Below are 15,835 nucleotides of genomic sequence, written 5' to 3'. Positions count from 1 at the left end.
CGGGGCCGCCACCCGGGCCGGTCAGTGCCGGTGGCCCTGTCCCTTCACGTCGATCCGCACGATCTGCGGGTCGTGGTCGCTCGCCTGGTCGGCGAACTCGGCGTTGATGTGCACCACGTCGTAGTCGAAGCGGCGGATCGCGGGGCTGGTCAGGATGTGGTCCAGCGTCTGCGAGTTGCCGTCGTAGACGTAGCTGTACTGCTCGCTCGCGGGGAGCGTCGTGATGAGCGGCTTGAGCACCTTGCCCACCGTCAGCGCCTTCATCGTGGGGGAGAAGGCGAAGTCGTTGAGATCACCGAGGGTGACGACCTTCGCCGACCGGTCCGCCTTCAGCAGCGAGGTGACGAAGGTGTTGACCTCCGTCGCCTGCCGCACGCGCTGCGTCTCCGAGCCGCGCACCGGCTCCTGGTAACGGCCGTGCAGGGACTGGTCGCCGCCCTTGGAGGCGAAGTGGTTGGCGATGACGAAGACCGGCTCGCCACGGAAGCGGAACTCGCCCACCAGCGGCTTGCGGCTGCTCTCCCAGGCCGTGCTCGCCGGGTTGATCCGGCCGGGCGAGACGGAGAGGGTGGCGCCCTTCCTCGTCTTCACCGCCTTCACGGCCGTGGTCGCGTCGCCGCCGGGGCGGTCCACGAAATCGACCCGGTCGGGGTTGAAGAGGAAGACGTTACGGATGTTGCCGCCGGGCTCGCCGCCGTCCTGGCCGTCGGCGGGCGCCACATAGCGCCACGCGTAACGGGGGCCGCCCGCCGCGACGATCGCGTCCGTGAAGCGCTTCAGCGTCGCCTCGGAGCCCACCGTGCCGTCGTTCACCGCGCCGTTGTCGTCCTGGATCTCCTCCAGAGACACGATGTCCGGGGACGAGAGGCTGACCGCCACGCCCCGGGCGAGTGTGTCGAACTTGGACTGCTCGTCCACCGCGTCGAGGTTCTCCACGTTGTACGTGGCGACGGCGAGCTCCTTGCGCTTCTGCTTCCGCGTCACCTCACGCTCCAGGCCGTTGTCCTTCAGCGTGCCCAGCTCGGTGGCCTGCACGTTGTAGCCGCCGTACGACGCGTAGTCGACGACGCCCGTGGTGGAGCCGGACAGCACGTCACCCACGTCCGCCACCGGGACGGGCCGCCCGGCGTCCAGCGACATCACCTTGAGCCGGCCGGTGTTCTGGTCCTCGTACGAGGCGTACAGCGTGCCGCCGCGCCGGGTGGGGTTCTCCCGCGGCTTCACCGTCACCCAGACCTCGTCGTACGCGGTCGTCGCGCCGGTCACGCGGGTGTCCGCCATCGTGACGCGGGCGCCCTCCAGCGACTCGTACAGATCGAGGGCGTACGCCGCCGGGTCCAGGGCGAGGGCCTCGATCGAACCACCGCCGGCCGACGGCACGTACGCGTCCGGCACCGAGGAGGCGTCGAGGACGACCGCCTCCGGCAGGGGGTTGCCCGAGGACAGGACCGTGATCAGCGGGGCGGTGATCTGGGTGAGCGACTGGGCGCCGGTGGCCGGGTAGTACTCGGTGACCTTGCCGCTGACCAGGACCGAGTCGCCGACGGCGACGGCGGGGGCCGAGGACCCGGTGTAGACGAACAGGCCCTCGCTGGTACGGGAGTCGGCGTCCGGGGCCGTGTCCTGGATCCAGAAGCCGCGGGAGCCCGAGGTCCGTACGCCGGTGACGACGCCCGGCACGCCGGAGACGGTCTGCCCGGCGAGCGGGGAGAGACGTGTCGTGCCCTGGATGTCGTGCACCCGCGCCGGCCCGGGCTCGGTCGGTCCGCCGGGCTCGCCGGGTCCGGAGCCGCCGGAGGTCTCGCCGGCGGCGTTGACCGGGGTCGGGGCGCCGGCGGTCAGGTCGGCCGCGTTGTCGTCGGTGTCCGCCAGGGAGGCGCCGCGCGCCACGGAGGCGGTCGCGGAGGCGCCTGCCACCGGGCCGCTGCCCTCGCGCACGACCGCCGATCCGTAGCCGACGAGGTCGACGATCCGGCTGTCGGCGGCGCAGTCCGCGGCGGTCCTGCAGGTGAGCGGGGTGGTGCCGGAGACGAGCGCGACGGTGCCGCTGCCCGCGGACATCGCGGTCGTCCCGGTCGCGTCGGGGGCCGGCAGCGCCACCGTGCCGCCGGTGCCCGTGGCCTGCGCGACGAGGTAGCGGCCGCCGGGCGCGACGGCGCCGGACAGCGCGGAGACCTGCCACAGCGATCCGGCGGAGGGCGTCCCCGGAAGGTACTGGACGCTGAAGCCGGACAGCGCGAAGGAGGTCCCGCCGGCGTTGGCCAGCTCGATGTAGTCACGGGTGAGCGTCGCGCCGGAGTTGCCCCCGCCGCCGTACACCTCGGAGATGACGGCCGACGACGACGGTGCCGCGAAGGCGGCGGGCAGCGCGGTCACCGACAGGGTCACGGCGACGGCGGTGGCCAGCAGGGCGGAGCCGGGTCTGGCTATGTGCACGGGAACTGCCCCCAGTTGAGTAGTGAGGGGCCAAAAACTATGCGCGTAGAACGACCGTGGCAAGAGACCGGAGGTTAATTCCGGGCGTCATCACCGCCGTGCACCGCTCGGTGCCGCGACGCGGGTACGGCGCCGGGGGTCCCGCTACGGGCCGCCACCGCTCTCCGCCAGCAGCCGGTGCGGGAGTCCACCATGCGGTCAGGTGTTTGACCGCCTCCTGGCGTTCCGGATACGTTGCGTGACATGCAGCGATCCGCACATCTGACGACGCGAGGTCATGTCGACCTGAAGCGCGTGTGCTCCGCGGCGTGTCACCGGGCCTGAACACCCCCTGGTCCACGCGCCCCTGGAGGATCCTTCTCCCCCGGCTCGCGCGGGACGCCCCGTAACGGCTCAGCGGGACGCCGGCCGGCACGACGCCGCCGGGTTCCGTCAGGAGGCCCCCGTTCCGGGGCACTCACCTCCACGCCCGCTGCCATCGAGGACCTGGAAGACCTGTGACACGTCTGCCTTCTCCCACCCGCCGGACCCGGCCCCCGCGCCGCTCCGAGATCCCCCCGTCCGTACCCGCCCGCCGTGCCCCCGGCACGGGTTCCGTGCTGGGCGCGATCCTCGACCACGGCCCGGTGGCTCGCTCCACGGTCGCCCGGCTCACCGGCCTCTCACCCGCCTCGGTGACGGGCCACGTGGCACGGCTCCTCTCCCCGCCAACCGTCTGTTCGACACCGTCGACATCGGCGAGGGCCGCCACACCGGCATCGGCCTGGCCGCACTGACGGCCTAGCGGTTCTCCGCCCGTCGGGCCGGATACACGGCCAGCGAGAACGAGTGCCCCGCCGGATCGTTGTAGACGCGGACATCACGGGGGCCGCTGTTGCTGTCCCCGGTGTCCACGGGCCGGGCGCCGAGGCCTATCGCCTCGCGCTCGGCCTCGTCCATGTCCCCCGGGTCCACCAGGATGCGCAGATGCGCCTGCTGGGAGTCCTCGGGACGCGGCCAGCTCGGCGGCGCGTATCCGTGGTCCCGGCGGACGGCCAGGTGCACACCGGTGTTGCCGACGATCTCCACGAAGTCGGGATCGCTTCCGATCCGTGTCTCCGCGCCGAGGAGGTTCGCATAGAAGTCCGCGAGCTCGACCGGCTCGCCGCAGTCCAGGACCAGAACGCTCGTTTTCCCCACAGTCATGCCCCACGGCTACCCCCGATGGGGGATGACAAGCGTGCTCCGGGGCAGGCGAGGGCTCGCCCCCCCCGCCGCACGGCGCGCCCGGGATGATGACCGGTCGGAGGCGAACTAAGGTGCGGGACATGGCAGAGAGTACGGAGCACCGGCCCACGGGCACGCCCGGCCCCGGCCCTTCCGACCCCCGTCGCTGGCGTGCCCTCGCCGTCTGTCTGGTGGCGGGCTTCATGACGCTGCTGGACGTCTCCATCGTCAATGTGGCGCTGCCGTCCATCAAGGAGGGCCTCGACACCCCGGAGTCCGATCTCCAGTGGGTGCTGTCCGGCTACGCGCTCGCCTTCGGCCTCGTCCTCGTCCCCGGCGGACGCCTCGGCGACGCACGGGGGCGGCGCGCGGTCTTCATGGCGGGGCTGGCCCTCTTCACCCTGGCCTCTGCGGCCTGCGGTGCCGCCCAGTCCAGTCTCTGGCTGGTCATCGCCCGGCTCCTCCAGGGCGCGGCCGGCGGGCTGCTCTCACCCCAGATCTCCGCGTTGATCCAGCAGATGTTCTCCGGCCGCGAGCGGGGCCGCGCCTTCGGCATGTTCGGCACCGTCGTCGGTATCTCCACCGCGGTCGGCCCCCTCCTGGGCGGCCTCCTGATCCAGGTGGCCGGAGCACAGGAGGGCTGGCGCTGGGTGTTCTACGTCAACCTGCCGATCGGCGTCGTCTGCCTCCTGCTGGCGCGGCGGCTGCTCCCCGACACCCCGTCGGCCGGCCGCGTACGCCCGCGCGACCTGGACCCCGTCGGCGTGCTGCTGCTCGGGGCCGGGGTCATCGCCCTGCTGCTGCCGTTCGTCCAGGCCCAGCAGTGGCCGGGCAACGGCAAGTGGCTGCTGGTGGTGGTGGCCGCCGTCCTCCTCGCGGCGTTCGTCGCCTGGGAGTCCCGCTGTGCGCGACGCGACGTCCAGCCGGTGCTGAATCTGTCCCTCTTCCGGCTCCGGTCCTTCTGGCTCGGCTGCCTGATGATCCTGCTGTACTTCGCGGGCTTCACCTCGATCTTCTTCATCAGCACGCTCTACCTGCAGTCCGGGCTGCATTACAGCGCACTGGAGGCCGGCCTCGCGATCACACCGTTCGCCCTGGGCGCCGGCGCGTCGGCGAGCATCGGCGGCCGGCTCGTCGGCCGCTTCGGACGGCCCCTGATCGTCGTGGGCCTCACCATGGTGGCCGTCGGGCTCGGGCTCACCGCGCTGGCCGCGCACCTGGTGCCCGGCAGGGGAGCCGGGCTCGCGATGGCGGCCCCGCTGCTGCTGGCCGGCCTGGGCAGCGGACTCGTCATCGCACCCAACCAGACCCTCACCCTCTCCGAGGTGCCGGTGGAGAACGGGGGCAGCGCCGGCGGCACCCTCCAGACCAGCCAGCGTGTCGGCTCCGCCATCGGGATCGCCGCGGTCGGCTCGCTCTTCTTCGCCCAGCTGGGCGACGGTGACTGGGCAGCGGCCTACGACCACGGACTCCTCGTCTCGGTCGCGTTCGTCCTCGCGGGGCTGATCGTGGCTCTGGCCGATGTCGCGGCGGGCAGACGGGGAAGGAGACGTGACCGGACGTCCGACGCCACCGATGCCACGAGAGGAACACCATGAGCGGCACCGAGGAACGGGAGCAGGGCGGGAACACCGCGTACGGTCACAAGCCGTTCAAGCGCTCCCGCAGCCACTTCGCCGACCGCATCACCGCAGACGGCCGTGACGGCTGGCCCGTCGAGGCCGGTCGCTACCGCCTGGTCGTCAGCCGGGCCTGCCCCTGGGCGAGCCGGGCACTGGTCTCGCGACGGCTGCTCGGGCTGGAGCGGGCCCTCTCGGTGGCCGTCGCCGACCCCATCCAGGACGACCGCAGCTGGCGCTTCACCCTCGACGAGGCCGGCAAGGACCCGGTGCTCGGCATCGGCTACCTGAGCGAGGCCTACGACGCACGGGAGCGCGGCTACCCGGGCGGGGTCAGCGTGCCCGCGATCGTCGACGTACCGACCAAGGCCCTGGTCACCAACGACTACCAGCAGATCACCCTGGACCTGGCCACCGAATGGACCGGCCTGCACCGCCCCGGCGCCCCCGACCTCTACCCGGAGCGGCTCCGCGACGAGATCGACGAGGTGATGGACGGTATCTACCGGGACGTCAACAACGGCGTCTACCGTGCCGGATTCGCCTCCGGGCAGGGGGAGTACGAGTCGGCGTACGTCGATGTGTTCCGCCGCCTGGACCTGGTCTCCGAACGCCTCGCCGGGCAGCGCTACCTGGTCGGCGACACGATCACCGAGGCCGACATCCGGCTGTTCACCACCCTGGTGCGCTTCGACGCCGTCTACCACGGCCACTTCAAGTGCAACCGCTCGAAGCTCGCCGAGGACCCCGTCCTGTGGGCGTACGTCCGTGACCTCTACCAGACCCCGGGCTTCGGGGACACCGTCGACTTCGACCACATCAAACGGCACTACTACCAGGTGCACACCGGCATCAACCCGACCGGGATCGTGCCGCTCGGCCCCGACCTGTCGGGCTGGCTGACCCCGCACCACCGGGAGCAGCTGGGCGGCCGGCCGTTCGGCGACGGCACCCCGCCCGGACCCGTGCCGCCGGGCGAGGAGGTCCCGGCGCGAGGACGGCCCTGACCCGGCCGGTCACTTCACGCGCGGTGGCGGCGCCGGTTTCGCGGTCGCCAGCGGGGAGCGCGCGAGGACGACACAGCCGACGGTGATCAGCGCCACCCCGATCAGCTGGGGCAGCAGCCACCACCCGGACCGCAGCTCCTCCCCGAAGAGGGTGACCCCGTAGGTGACGCTGATCAGCGCGTCGCCGAGCGTCAGCATCGGCTGCACCGCCACCAGTGAGCCGGCCTGGAGCGCGTTCTGCAGGAGGAACAGCGCGCCCACGCCGGCCGCCGCGGTGGCGTACAGCTGCCACGCGGTCAGCAGCCCTGCCACGCCGTCGGCGTCCAGCCGTGACATGGCGTCCTTCATCAGCGCGGCGGTGAGCGCGTACCCGCACGCCGAGGCCAGCCCCAGCAGTGCGGCCCGGGTGTTGCCCGAGGTACCGAGCGCCGAGGCGACGAGCGCCGCCTCGAAGATCCCGGTGGCCACCAGGGCCGGGATCCAGGCCGCACCCTGCACGGACTCGCTGCCACCGACCGGCGCGGCGGCCGCCATGCCGAGGGCCAGGCCCACGGTCACGGCGGCCACCCCCAGCCAGACCTGACGCCGCACCCCGACCCTCATCACGAACCCGGCGACGAGCAGCGTGGCGGGCAGCTCGATCACGAAGATCGGCTGGACCACGGCGATGGGGCCCGTGGCCAGAGCCACCGCCTGGCAGACGGCGGCGACGAGCACGAGGCCGATCCCGGCCAGCCACACCCTCTGCCGCAGCAGATGCCCGATCAGCGACAGGCGCATCGCCTCGCTGTCGGGCACCTCGATGGCGGCGCGGCGCTGCAGTACCGATGCGGTGCCGTTGCTTAGCGCGGTCAGAACGGCGAACAGGACGCTGATCACCGCCCCATCATGAGGGCCGGTGCCTTCCCGGCGGCGGTGCCCCGCCCCTGTGCGAGTGTCGCCGGTCAGGGGCCGGTGTCACAGGCCACGCGTAGTCTGCGCACCATGGCCGCCAGACACGCTCCCGTGCTCTCCACCCGCGCGCTCAACAGAGCGACGATGGACCGTCAGTTGCTGCTCCGCCGCACCGCCGTGCCGGTGAAGGAGGCGGTCGGCCGCCTGGTCGGCCTGCAGGCACAGAACACCAGGCCGCCGTACTTCCAGCTCTGCTCCCGGCTGGAGGGCTTCGCCCCGGCCGCGCTCTCGGAACTGATGGAGTCCCGTGAGGTCGTCAGGATCGTCAGCCTGCGCTCCACCCTCCACACCCACACCGCCGAGGACGCCCTCACACTGCGCCCCCTGGTCCAGCCCGCGCGCGACCGCGAGCTGAACATCTTCCGGAGCGGGCTCACGGGAGTGGACCTGGACCGGCTCTCCTCGCTCGCCAGGGAGCTCGTCGAGGAACGGCCCCGCACCATGAAGGAGCTGCGGGAGGAACTCCTCCTCCACTGGCCGGACGCCGACCCCCGGGCACTCGCGGTCGCCGCCCGCTGCCGGCTGCCGCTGGTCCAGGTGACCCCGCGTGGCCTGTGGGGGCGCAGCGGCCAGGTCGCCCTGACGACCGCCGAGCACTGGCTCGGCACACCGTCGCAGCCGGCCGCCTCACCCGACGGGACCGTGCTGCGCTACCTCGGCGCCTTCGGCCCGGCCTCGGTGAAGGACATGCAGACGTGGGCCGGGCTCACCCGGATGCGCGAGGTCTTCGAACGCCTGCGGCCCCGGCTCGTCACCTTCCGCGACGAGAACGGCGTCGAGCTCTTCGACCTGCCCGACGCCCCGCGCCCCGACCCCGACACCCCGGCCCCGCCCCGTTTCCTCCCCGAGTTCGACAACGTCCTGCTCGGCCACGCCGACCGGACCCGGGTGATCCCGCCCGCGTACAAGGGCCGCAACGGCATGGGCAACCAGGCATACGGGACCGTCCTGGCCGACGGCTTCCTCGCCGCGATCTGGCGCCTGGACGAGACCCCGGACACCGCGACCGTCACGGTGCAGGCTCTGGGCACGCTCGACCGGGCCACCCGCGAGGACATCACCCAGGAGGCCGTGGAGATGCTGACGGTGATGTCCCCGGCGCCCGCCCACGACATCCGTTTCGCCACGTTCGTCGACTTCGGGGACTGAGCCGCCCGGTCCGCACGGCCCCACTCACGGCAGCAGCCCCGCTCGCCGGGCCGCCACCACCGCCTCCAGCCGGGTGTGCGCGCCCAGCTTCCGCATCGCGGACCGCAGATAGCTCTTCACCGTCTCCGGCCGCAGCCCCAGCCGCTCGGCCGCCACCGCGTTCGTCGCGCCCGACGCGACGCAGGCGATCACATCGGCCTCGCGGGGCGCCAGCCGTACCCGCCCCGCCGCCGGTGGCCGGTCCGCGCCCGCGGCCGACGCGAGCCGTCCGCACACCGCGAGCAGTTCGCCGCGCAGCGCCGGGTCCACGATCTTCGGTGCGAGGGCGCGCAGCTCGCGGTGCGCCTCACGTACGTCCTCCCAGGAGCGGGGGTCCACGCCCGGATCGGCGATCTGCTCCCGGGTGGCCGCCAGCAGCTGCTGCACCTCGTCCCGTACGGCCAGGGACTGCTCCACGTCGCGGGCCGCCGACGCCGCCGCGTCGAACGTACGGTCCCCGAGCGTGAGCGGCTCGCGCAGTGCCCCGTACAGCACACCGCGCACCGTCCGGCGTACGACGACGGGCACCGCGACGACGGAGCGCAGGCCCTCGGCCGCGACGGCCGCGTCGTACTCGTGGCTGATGTGGCGCGACGACGGGTAGTCCGTGACCGCGCATGGCCGCGACAGGGCGATCGCCTTTCCGCCGAGCCCGCTGCCCGCCGAGATGACGAGCCCGCGCAGCGCGGGGGTCTGCGCCCCGCTCAGCTCGGCGATCCGGGCGTGGCGGGCGTCGGACAGCAGCCCGCCGAAGACCACGGGCAGCCCGCTCGTCCGGCGCAGCCTGAGCATGGCCGCCCGCAGCTCCGTCGCCTCGCCCGGTTCCGGTACGCCCATGACTCTCCGTCCCCTCGGAGCCCTGTCGGACCACCCCCGTCCGGGGGTGGTGAGACCTGGGTCACTGTTTACATGATGTTACGGCCGAAGAACGGGTTCGCGACGAGGAGAGCACATGCCGGCAACGAATGCGACGGAGACGTTCCGGGCGGCCCGGGACTTCCTCATCGAGCACCGTGAGGACTACACCACGGCGTACGAGGGCTTCCGCTGGCCCCGCCCCGACCAGTTCAACTGGGCGCTCGACTGGTTCGACGTCATCGCCGAGGACAACGACCGCACCGCCCTGCACATCGTCGAGGAGGACGGCGGCCGCACCGAGGTCTCCTTCGCCCGGATGGCCGCCCGCTCCAACCGGGCTGCCAACTGGCTGAGGGACCAGGGCGTGGCCGCCGGCGACCGCATCCTCGTCATGCTCGGCAACCAGACCGAGCTGTGGGAGACGGCGCTGGCCGCGATGAAGCTGCGCGCCGTCGTCATCCCCGCCACCCCCCTGCTGGGGCCGGCCGATCTGCGTGACCGGGTCGAACGCGGCAGGGTCCGCCACGTCCTCGTACGGTCCGCGGACACCGCCAAGTTCGCGGAGGTGCCCGGCGACTACACCCGGATCTCGGTCGGCACCGACGTCGAGGGCTGGATCTCCTACGGCGGCGCCGACGAGGCACCCGAAACCTTCACCGCGGACCGCGGCACAGACGCCGACGAACCCCTGATGCTCTACTTCACCTCGGGCACCACGGCCAGCCCCAAGCTCGTGGAGCACACCCATGTCTCGTACCCCGTGGGCCACTTGTCGACGATGTACTGGATCGGGCTCAAGCCCGGTGACGTCCATCTGAACATCTCCTCGCCCGGCTGGGCGAAGCACGCCTGGTCGAACCTCTTCGCGCCGTGGAGCGCCGAGGCCACCGTATTCATCTTCAACTACACCCGGTTCGACGCCGCCCGGCTGATGGCGGAGATGGAACGCTCCGCGATCACCAGCTTCTGCGCCCCGCCGACGGTCTGGCGGATGCTCATCCAGGCCGACCTCGCGCAGCTCAGGACGCCGCCGCGTGAGGTCGTCGCGGCCGGCGAGCCGCTCAACCCCGAGGTCATCGAGAGCGTCAGGCGCGCCTGGGGCGTCACCATCCGCGACGGCTTCGGTCAGACGGAGACCGCGGTGCAGGTGGCCAACACCCCCGGGCAGCGGCTCAAGACCGGCTCCATGGGACGGCCCAGCCCCGGATTCAAGGTCGAGCTGCTGGACCCGGTCACCGGCGAACCGGGCGTGGCGGAGGGCGAGATCTCCCTCGACCTGTCCGCGGCCCCCGTCGGCCTGATGACGGGCTACCACGGAGACCCGGAGCGCACGGCCGAGGCCATGGCGGGCGGCTACTACCGCACGGGGGACATCGGTTCACGGGACGAGGACGGCTACATCACCTATGTGGGCCGGTCCGACGACGTGTTCAAGGCCTCCGACTACAAGATCTCGCCGTTCGAGCTGGAGAGCGCCCTGCTGGAGCACGAGGCGGTCGCCGAGGCGGCGGTCGTCCCCGCCCCCGACCCGGTGCGGCTCTCCGTCCCGAAGGCGTACGTCGTGCTCGCCGCGGGCTGGGAGCCCGGCCCCGCCACCGCCAAGGTGCTGTTCGAGCACTCCAGGGCGGTCCTCGCCCCGTACAAGCGGATCCGCCGGCTGGAGTTCGCCGAGCTGCCCAAGACCGTCTCCGGGAAGATCCGCAGGATCGAGCTGCGGGAGCGCACCGCGCAGGGCGGCGGCACCGAGTTCGACGAGGGGGACCTGCGATGAGCGGCCTTTCCTACGCCCACGGAACCAGCTCCACGGAGCTGCTCGGCGACACCGTCGGACGAAACCTGGACCGGGCGGTCGAGGCGTACGGGGACCGGGAGGCCCTGGTCGACGTGGTGTCCGGACGCCGGTGGACGTACGCCGAGTTCGGGGCCGCCGTCGAGGAGCTGGCCCGCGGACTGATGGGCTCCGGGGTGGCCAAGGGCGACCGGGTCGGGATCTGGGCGGTCAACTGCCCGGAATGGGTCCTCGTCCAGTACGCCACGGCCCGCATCGGCGCGGTCATGGTCAACATCAATCCGTCCTACCGCGCGCACGAGCTGGAGTACGTGCTGAAGCAGGCCGGGATCTCCGTCCTGGTGGCCTCGCTCGCCCACCGCACCAGCGACTACCGCGCGCTCGTCGGCCAGGTGCGCCCGGCCTGCCCCGCACTGCGGTCCGTCCACTACATCGGCGACCCGTCCTGGGACGAGCTGACCGCCGCGTCGGAGTCCGTGACGGCCGGGCAGCTGGCGGGTCGTGAGGCGGAACTGTCGTGCGACGACCCGGTCAACATCCAGTACACCTCCGGCACCACCGGATTCCCCAAGGGCGCCACGCTCTCGCACCACAACATCCTCAACAACGGCTACTTCGTGGGGGAGCTGGTCGCCTACACCGAACAGGACCGGGTCTGTCTGCCCGTGCCGTTCTACCACTGCTTCGGCATGGTCATGGGGAACCTCGGCATCACCTCGCACGGCGCCTGCATCGTGATCCCGTCGCCCTCATTCGACCCCGCCGCCGTGCTGGCCGCCGTCCAGCAGGAGCGCTGCACCTCGCTCTACGGGGTGCCCACCATGTTCATCGCGGAGCTCGGCCTGCCCGACTTCGCCTCGTACGACCTGTCCTCGCTGCGGACCGGGATCATGGCCGGATCGCCCTGCCCGGTCGAGGTGATGAAACGGGTCGTCGCCCAGATGCACATGGACGAGGTGTCCATCTGTTACGGGATGACCGAGACCTCACCGGTCTCCACCCAGACCCGGCGGGAGGACGACCTGGAGCGCCGTACCGGGACGGTCGGCCGGGTGATGCCGCACGTCGAGGTGAAGGTCGTCGACCCGGTGACGGGGGTGACCCTCCCGCGCGGTGAGGCCGGTGAGCTGTGCACCCGGGGGTACAGCGTGATGCTCGGCTACTGGGACCAGCCGGAGCGGACCGCCGAAGTCATCGACGCGGGACGCTGGATGCACACCGGGGACCTCGCGACGATGCGGGAGGACGGCTACGTCCAGGTCGTCGGCCGGATCAAGGACATGATCATCCGCGGGGGAGAGAACGTGTATCCGCGTGAGATCGAGGAGTTCCTCTACGGACACCCGAAGATCGCCGACGTCCAGGTGGTCGGAGTGCCCGACGAGAGGTACGGCGAGGAGATCCTGGCCTGTGTCATTCCGCGGGACCCGGCCGACCCGCCGACGCTCGACGAGGTGACGGCGTACTGCCGGGATCAGCTGGCGCACTACAAGATCCCGCGCGGTCTGCGCGTTCTGGACGCGTTCCCCATGACCGTCAGCGGCAAGGTCCGGAAGGTCGAACTGCGGGAGGGGTACGGCGCGTAGCCCGCGCCGGGGGGCCGCGGGGTCAGGCGGCCTCTATGACGCCGGAGCCTATGCCCTGGGTCGCCGCCGCCCACTCGATGAGCAGTATCTCGTACTCCGCGGCCTCCACCGGCGTCCAGTCCTGACCGGCCCGTGAGTCGACGAGTGCGCGGATGGCGTCGTTGGCCTCGACGACGGACGGGTGGACGGGCTGGGTCAGGAAGACGGGGGCGGAGTGGGTGGGAAGCCGAGGAGTTAAGACCATGCCTTCACTCTACGTCCTCATTCTGACAACAGCTCGAACATATGCGGTCGGCACGGCACAGGTGACCGAAATCATTCGGCGGGAGCCGGGCCGACGCTGATCAGTTCGTCGGCGGGGCCGTTCACCGGCTGCGGTGTGCCGGTGAGATCCAGGACGAACAGCGGGATGGCGAGACCGTCTGCACGTGAGCGGGCCTCGTCCGTGTAACCGGCGAGGGAGAACAGCACGCCGGACACCGAGGTGTTGAGGGCGTTCAGCCACAGGCACTCGACGTCACGCAGGGCGGTCGGGCGCGTGGTCGCGTCGACCTGGGCGATGAGACCGGCAGCCCTGAGGTCGATCCGGGAGCTGGGCCGCACCTCGGGCTGGACGACGTCGCGGAAGCCCAGCCATCTCAGGTAGAGCGCCGCGGTGTTCACCGCGTCGCGGGCCGTCCGTATCACCAGGGGTCTGAACGACGGACGCGGATGTGCGGCCGTGCGCGGCAGCGGTATGTGGGCCGGGCCGGACGGACCCCCCGCCGTGGGCGGCGGCGTGGTGCCCCGCGTGGCCACCGGGCGCACGGGGATCCGCAGCACCGCGCCGCACGGGCAGCAGAGTTCGGGGTGCGGCCACTGGTCGCGGCGTCCGCAGGAGTGGCACCGCACGCTCACCCAGTCGTCGTTCCAGGTGCGGTGGGTGATGAGCACGGCCGGAGCGCCGCGCATCAGCGGCGGGGCGGTCGGGGAGCCGCAGGGGCAGGGGTACACCGGCGTGATGTACGCGTGGTCCCGGCGGCAGACCGGGCAGCGCACCGGTACGGACTCCATGTGCTGCCCCCCTTCTTCCGCCCCTGGGGCGGCGACTGCGTTCCGTACCTCCATCGTCCACGAGCAGCGACGCTCCGGGGAGTGATTCGCGCACTTCGGACCGATGCTCTCGGCCGCTTTGCCTGCCCTCCCTTGACGGCCGTCCCGGACCGCCCTAAATTGATTTCACATAGCAGAAAGAAGTTTCCGTAATGTGGAATTAGTGCTCTCAGGTGGCGCGACAGAGCCCGACTCCACCAGGTCCGAGCAGGAGCACTCATGCCTCGTATGACCGCTGCCCGAGCGGCAGTTGAGATCCTCAAGCGCGAAGGCGTCAGCAACGCGTTCGGTGTGCCGGGTGCGGCGATCAACCCGTTCTACGCGGCTCTCAAGGCCTCCGGCGGGGTGCAGCACACCCTCGCCCGCCATGTCGAGGGCGCCTCCCACATGGCGGAGGGCTACACCCGCGCCAAGGCCGGGAACATCGGCGTCTGCATCGGGACGTCGGGGCCCGCCGGCACCGACATGATCACCGGCCTCTACTCGGCCATCGCCGACTCCGTCCCGATCCTCTGCATCACCGGCCAGGCGCCGACCGCCGTGCTCCACAAGGAGGACTTCCAGGCCGTCGACATCGCGTCCATCGCCAAGCCGGTGACGAAGGCCGCAACCACCGTCCTGGAGGCCGCGCAGGTCCCGGGCGTCTTCCAGCAGGCCTTCCACCTGATGCGCACGGGCCGGCCCGGTCCTGTCCTCATCGACCTGCCGATCGATGTGCAGCTCACCGAGATCGAGTTCGACCCGGAGCTGTACGAGCCGCTGCCCGTCCACAAGCCGGCCGCGAGCCGCAGGCAGATCGAGCGGGCCGTCGAGATGCTCGACGCGTCGGAGCGGCCGCTCCTCGTCGCGGGCGGCGGCATCATCAACGCCGACGCGTCGGAACTCCTGGTGGAGTTCGCCGAGCTGACCGGCGTCCCGGTCGTCCCGACCCTGATGGGCTGGGGCATCCTCCCCGACGACCACGAGCTGAACGCGGGCATGGTCGGCCTGCAGACCTCGCACCGCTACGGCAACGCGAACTTCCTGGAGTCCGACTTCGTCCTCGGCATCGGCAACCGCTGGGCCAACCGCCACACCGGCAAGCTGGACGTCTACACCGAGGGACGCACCTTCGTCCACGTCGACATCGAGCCCACCCAGCTGGGCAAGATCTTCGCCCCGGACCTCGGGATCGCCTCGGACGCGAAGGCGGCACTGGAGCTCTTCGTCGAGGTGGCGCGTGAGCTGAAGGCCGCGGGCAAGCTGAAGGACCGTACGCGGTGGGCGGCGTCCACGCAGGAACGCCGTGCGACCCTGCAGCGCCGCACGCACTTCGACAACGTGCCGCTGAAGCCGCAGCGGGTGTACGAGGAGATGAACCGGGCGTTCGGCCCGGAGACCCGCTACGTCTCCACCATCGGCCTCTCCCAGATCGCGGGCGCGCAGATGCTGCACGTCTACCGGCCGCGCCACTGGATCAACTGCGGCCAGGCCGGGCCGCTGGGCTGGACGATCCCCGCAGCGCTGGGCGTCGCCACCGCCGACCCGGACGGCTCCGTGGTCGCCCTCTCCGGCGACTACGACTTCCAGTTCATGCTGGAGGAGCTCGCCGTCGGCGCGCAGCACCGCATCCCGTACGTCCATGTGCTGGTGAACAACTCCTACCTGGGGCTCATCCGGCAGGCGCAGCGCAACTTCGACATCGACTTCCAGGTCAACCTGGAGTTCGAGAACCTCAACTCACCGGAGCTGGGCGTCTACGGCGTGGACCACGTCAAGGTCGTCGAGGGCCTGGGCTGCAAGGCGATCCGCGTGACCGAGCCGGACCAGCTGCTGCCGGCCTTCGAGGAGGCCAAGAAGCTCGCGGCGGAGCACCGGGTCCCGGTCGTCGTCGAGGCGATCCTGGAGCGGGTCACGAACATCTCGATGAGCGGCACCGACATCGCGTCGGTCAACGAGTTCGAGGACGTGGCCTCCGAGCCGGGCCACGCACCGACTGCGGTCCGCCCGCTGACGGTGTCCTGACCGGAACCGGCGCCGGCCCCCACGACCGCAGTGGTCGTGGGGGCCGCTGTCGTGTGCCCGGGGCCGTCATCGCCCGGCCAGGCGGTGCGGGCCGGA

At 71.5% G+C, this 15,835-nt stretch carries 12 protein-coding genes and 1 pseudogene; 7 read left to right on the top strand and 6 right to left on the bottom strand.

The features are described 5' to 3' along the window. Positions 1–21 precede the first annotated feature (21 nt). A complete protein-coding gene (locus tag AB0P41_RS06775; protein WP_365930542.1) occupies positions 22–2,436 on the bottom strand; it encodes an endonuclease/exonuclease/phosphatase family protein in 2,415 nt (804 codons plus the stop codon). 551 nt (positions 2,437–2,987) lie between these two features. Between AB0P41_RS06775 and AB0P41_RS06770 the strand changes: the two are divergent. Then, a pseudogene (locus AB0P41_RS06770) lies at positions 2,988–3,134 on the top strand (helix-turn-helix domain-containing protein); the annotation flags it as partial. 82 nt (positions 3,135–3,216) lie between these two features. On the opposite strand, the gene AB0P41_RS06765 reads toward AB0P41_RS06770, so the two are convergent. Next, positions 3,217–3,621: a VOC family protein gene (locus AB0P41_RS06765; RefSeq protein WP_356715338.1), complete on the bottom strand. Its 405-nt coding sequence runs from the start codon at positions 3,619–3,621 to the stop codon at positions 3,217–3,219. A gap of 122 nt (positions 3,622–3,743) precedes the next feature. Here AB0P41_RS06765 and AB0P41_RS06760 point away from each other — a divergent pair, with 122 nt between their 5' ends. Then, positions 3,744–5,240, top strand: coding sequence for an MFS transporter (locus tag AB0P41_RS06760; RefSeq protein WP_356715336.1), 1,497 nt, complete (start codon positions 3,744–3,746; stop codon positions 5,238–5,240). After that, positions 5,237–6,268: a glutathione S-transferase C-terminal domain-containing protein gene (locus AB0P41_RS06755; RefSeq protein ID WP_365930540.1), complete on the top strand. Its 1,032-nt coding sequence runs from the start codon at positions 5,237–5,239 to the stop codon at positions 6,266–6,268. Before AB0P41_RS06760 ends, AB0P41_RS06755 begins: the two co-directional genes overlap by 4 nt. Positions 6,269–6,277: 9 nt before the next feature. On the opposite strand, the gene AB0P41_RS06750 is transcribed toward AB0P41_RS06755, so the two are convergent. Continuing rightward, positions 6,278–7,147, bottom strand: a complete 870-nt coding sequence (locus tag AB0P41_RS06750) for a DMT family transporter (protein WP_365930538.1) — start codon at positions 7,145–7,147, stop codon at positions 6,278–6,280. Between the two features lie 105 nt (positions 7,148–7,252). On the opposite strand from AB0P41_RS06750, the gene AB0P41_RS06745 reads away from it, so the two are divergent. Beyond that, complete coding sequence (locus tag AB0P41_RS06745; RefSeq protein ID WP_365930536.1) at positions 7,253–8,371, top strand: winged helix DNA-binding domain-containing protein; 1,119 nt, start codon at positions 7,253–7,255, stop codon at positions 8,369–8,371. 24 nt (positions 8,372–8,395) lie between these two features. On the opposite strand, the gene AB0P41_RS06740 is transcribed toward AB0P41_RS06745, so the two are convergent. Next, positions 8,396–9,247: a helix-turn-helix transcriptional regulator gene (locus AB0P41_RS06740; RefSeq protein ID WP_365930534.1), complete on the bottom strand. Its 852-nt coding sequence runs from the start codon at positions 9,245–9,247 to the stop codon at positions 8,396–8,398. Positions 9,248–9,362: 115 nt separating this feature from the next. Here AB0P41_RS06740 and AB0P41_RS06735 point away from each other — a divergent pair, with 115 nt between their 5' ends. After that, positions 9,363–11,039 carry an AMP-binding protein gene (locus tag AB0P41_RS06735; RefSeq protein WP_365930532.1) on the top strand — a complete coding sequence of 559 codons (1,677 nt, stop codon included), beginning with the start codon at positions 9,363–9,365 and terminating at the stop codon, positions 11,037–11,039. Then, the gene (locus AB0P41_RS06730; RefSeq protein WP_365930531.1) at positions 11,036–12,643 is read left to right on the top strand and encodes an AMP-binding protein; all 1,608 of its coding nucleotides are present in this window, start codon (positions 11,036–11,038) and stop codon (positions 12,641–12,643) included. The genes AB0P41_RS06735 and AB0P41_RS06730 overlap by 4 nt, the downstream gene beginning before the upstream one ends. A gap of 22 nt (positions 12,644–12,665) precedes the next feature. Here the strand turns inward: AB0P41_RS06730 and AB0P41_RS06725 are convergent, their stop codons facing one another. Continuing rightward, positions 12,666–12,887 carry a hypothetical protein gene (locus AB0P41_RS06725; RefSeq protein WP_104784478.1) on the bottom strand — a complete coding sequence of 74 codons (222 nt, stop codon included), beginning with the start codon at positions 12,885–12,887 and terminating at the stop codon, positions 12,666–12,668. Between the two features lie 71 nt (positions 12,888–12,958). After that, entirely contained in the window at positions 12,959–13,696 is a 738-nt protein-coding gene (locus AB0P41_RS06720; protein WP_365930529.1) for a hypothetical protein, read from the bottom strand. 258 nt (positions 13,697–13,954) lie between these two features. On the opposite strand from AB0P41_RS06720, the gene gcl reads away from it, so the two are divergent. Beyond that, on the top strand, positions 13,955–15,739 hold the full coding sequence (gene gcl / locus AB0P41_RS06715; protein WP_356715320.1) for a glyoxylate carboligase: 1,785 nt from the start codon (positions 13,955–13,957) through the stop codon (positions 15,737–15,739). Positions 15,740–15,835: the final 96 nt, after the last annotated feature.

It is taken from the genome of Streptomyces sp. NPDC079167 (assembly GCF_040686735.1).
Classification (GTDB): domain Bacteria; phylum Actinomycetota; class Actinomycetes; order Streptomycetales; family Streptomycetaceae; genus Streptomyces.
Note: the sequence above shows the minus strand (reverse complement) of the source record. Positions and strands in the feature narration are given on the sequence as shown.

What these genes read in the sequence shown, in the direction of transcription:
- AB0P41_RS06765 (WP_356715338.1), bottom strand. Translation starts at nt 3,621, where the DNA reads ATGACTGTGGGGAAAACGAGCGTTCTGGTCCTGGACTGCGGCGAGCCG.
- AB0P41_RS06745 (WP_365930536.1), top strand. Translation starts at nt 7,253, where the DNA reads ATGGCCGCCAGACACGCTCCCGTGCTCTCCACCCGCGCGCTCAACAGA.
- AB0P41_RS06730 (WP_365930531.1), top strand. Translation starts at nt 11,036, where the DNA reads ATGAGCGGCCTTTCCTACGCCCACGGAACCAGCTCCACGGAGCTGCTC.
- AB0P41_RS06725 (WP_104784478.1), bottom strand. Translation starts at nt 12,887, where the DNA reads ATGGTCTTAACTCCTCGGCTTCCCACCCACTCCGCCCCCGTCTTCCTG.
- AB0P41_RS06735 (WP_365930532.1), top strand. Translation starts at nt 9,363, where the DNA reads ATGCCGGCAACGAATGCGACGGAGACGTTCCGGGCGGCCCGGGACTTC.
- AB0P41_RS06760 (WP_356715336.1), top strand. Translation starts at nt 3,744, where the DNA reads ATGGCAGAGAGTACGGAGCACCGGCCCACGGGCACGCCCGGCCCCGGC.
- AB0P41_RS06720 (WP_365930529.1), bottom strand. Translation starts at nt 13,696, where the DNA reads ATGGAGTCCGTACCGGTGCGCTGCCCGGTCTGCCGCCGGGACCACGCG.
- AB0P41_RS06755 (WP_365930540.1), top strand. Translation starts at nt 5,237, where the DNA reads ATGAGCGGCACCGAGGAACGGGAGCAGGGCGGGAACACCGCGTACGGT.
- gcl (WP_356715320.1), top strand. Translation starts at nt 13,955, where the DNA reads ATGCCTCGTATGACCGCTGCCCGAGCGGCAGTTGAGATCCTCAAGCGC.
- AB0P41_RS06740 (WP_365930534.1), bottom strand. Translation starts at nt 9,247, where the DNA reads ATGGGCGTACCGGAACCGGGCGAGGCGACGGAGCTGCGGGCGGCCATG.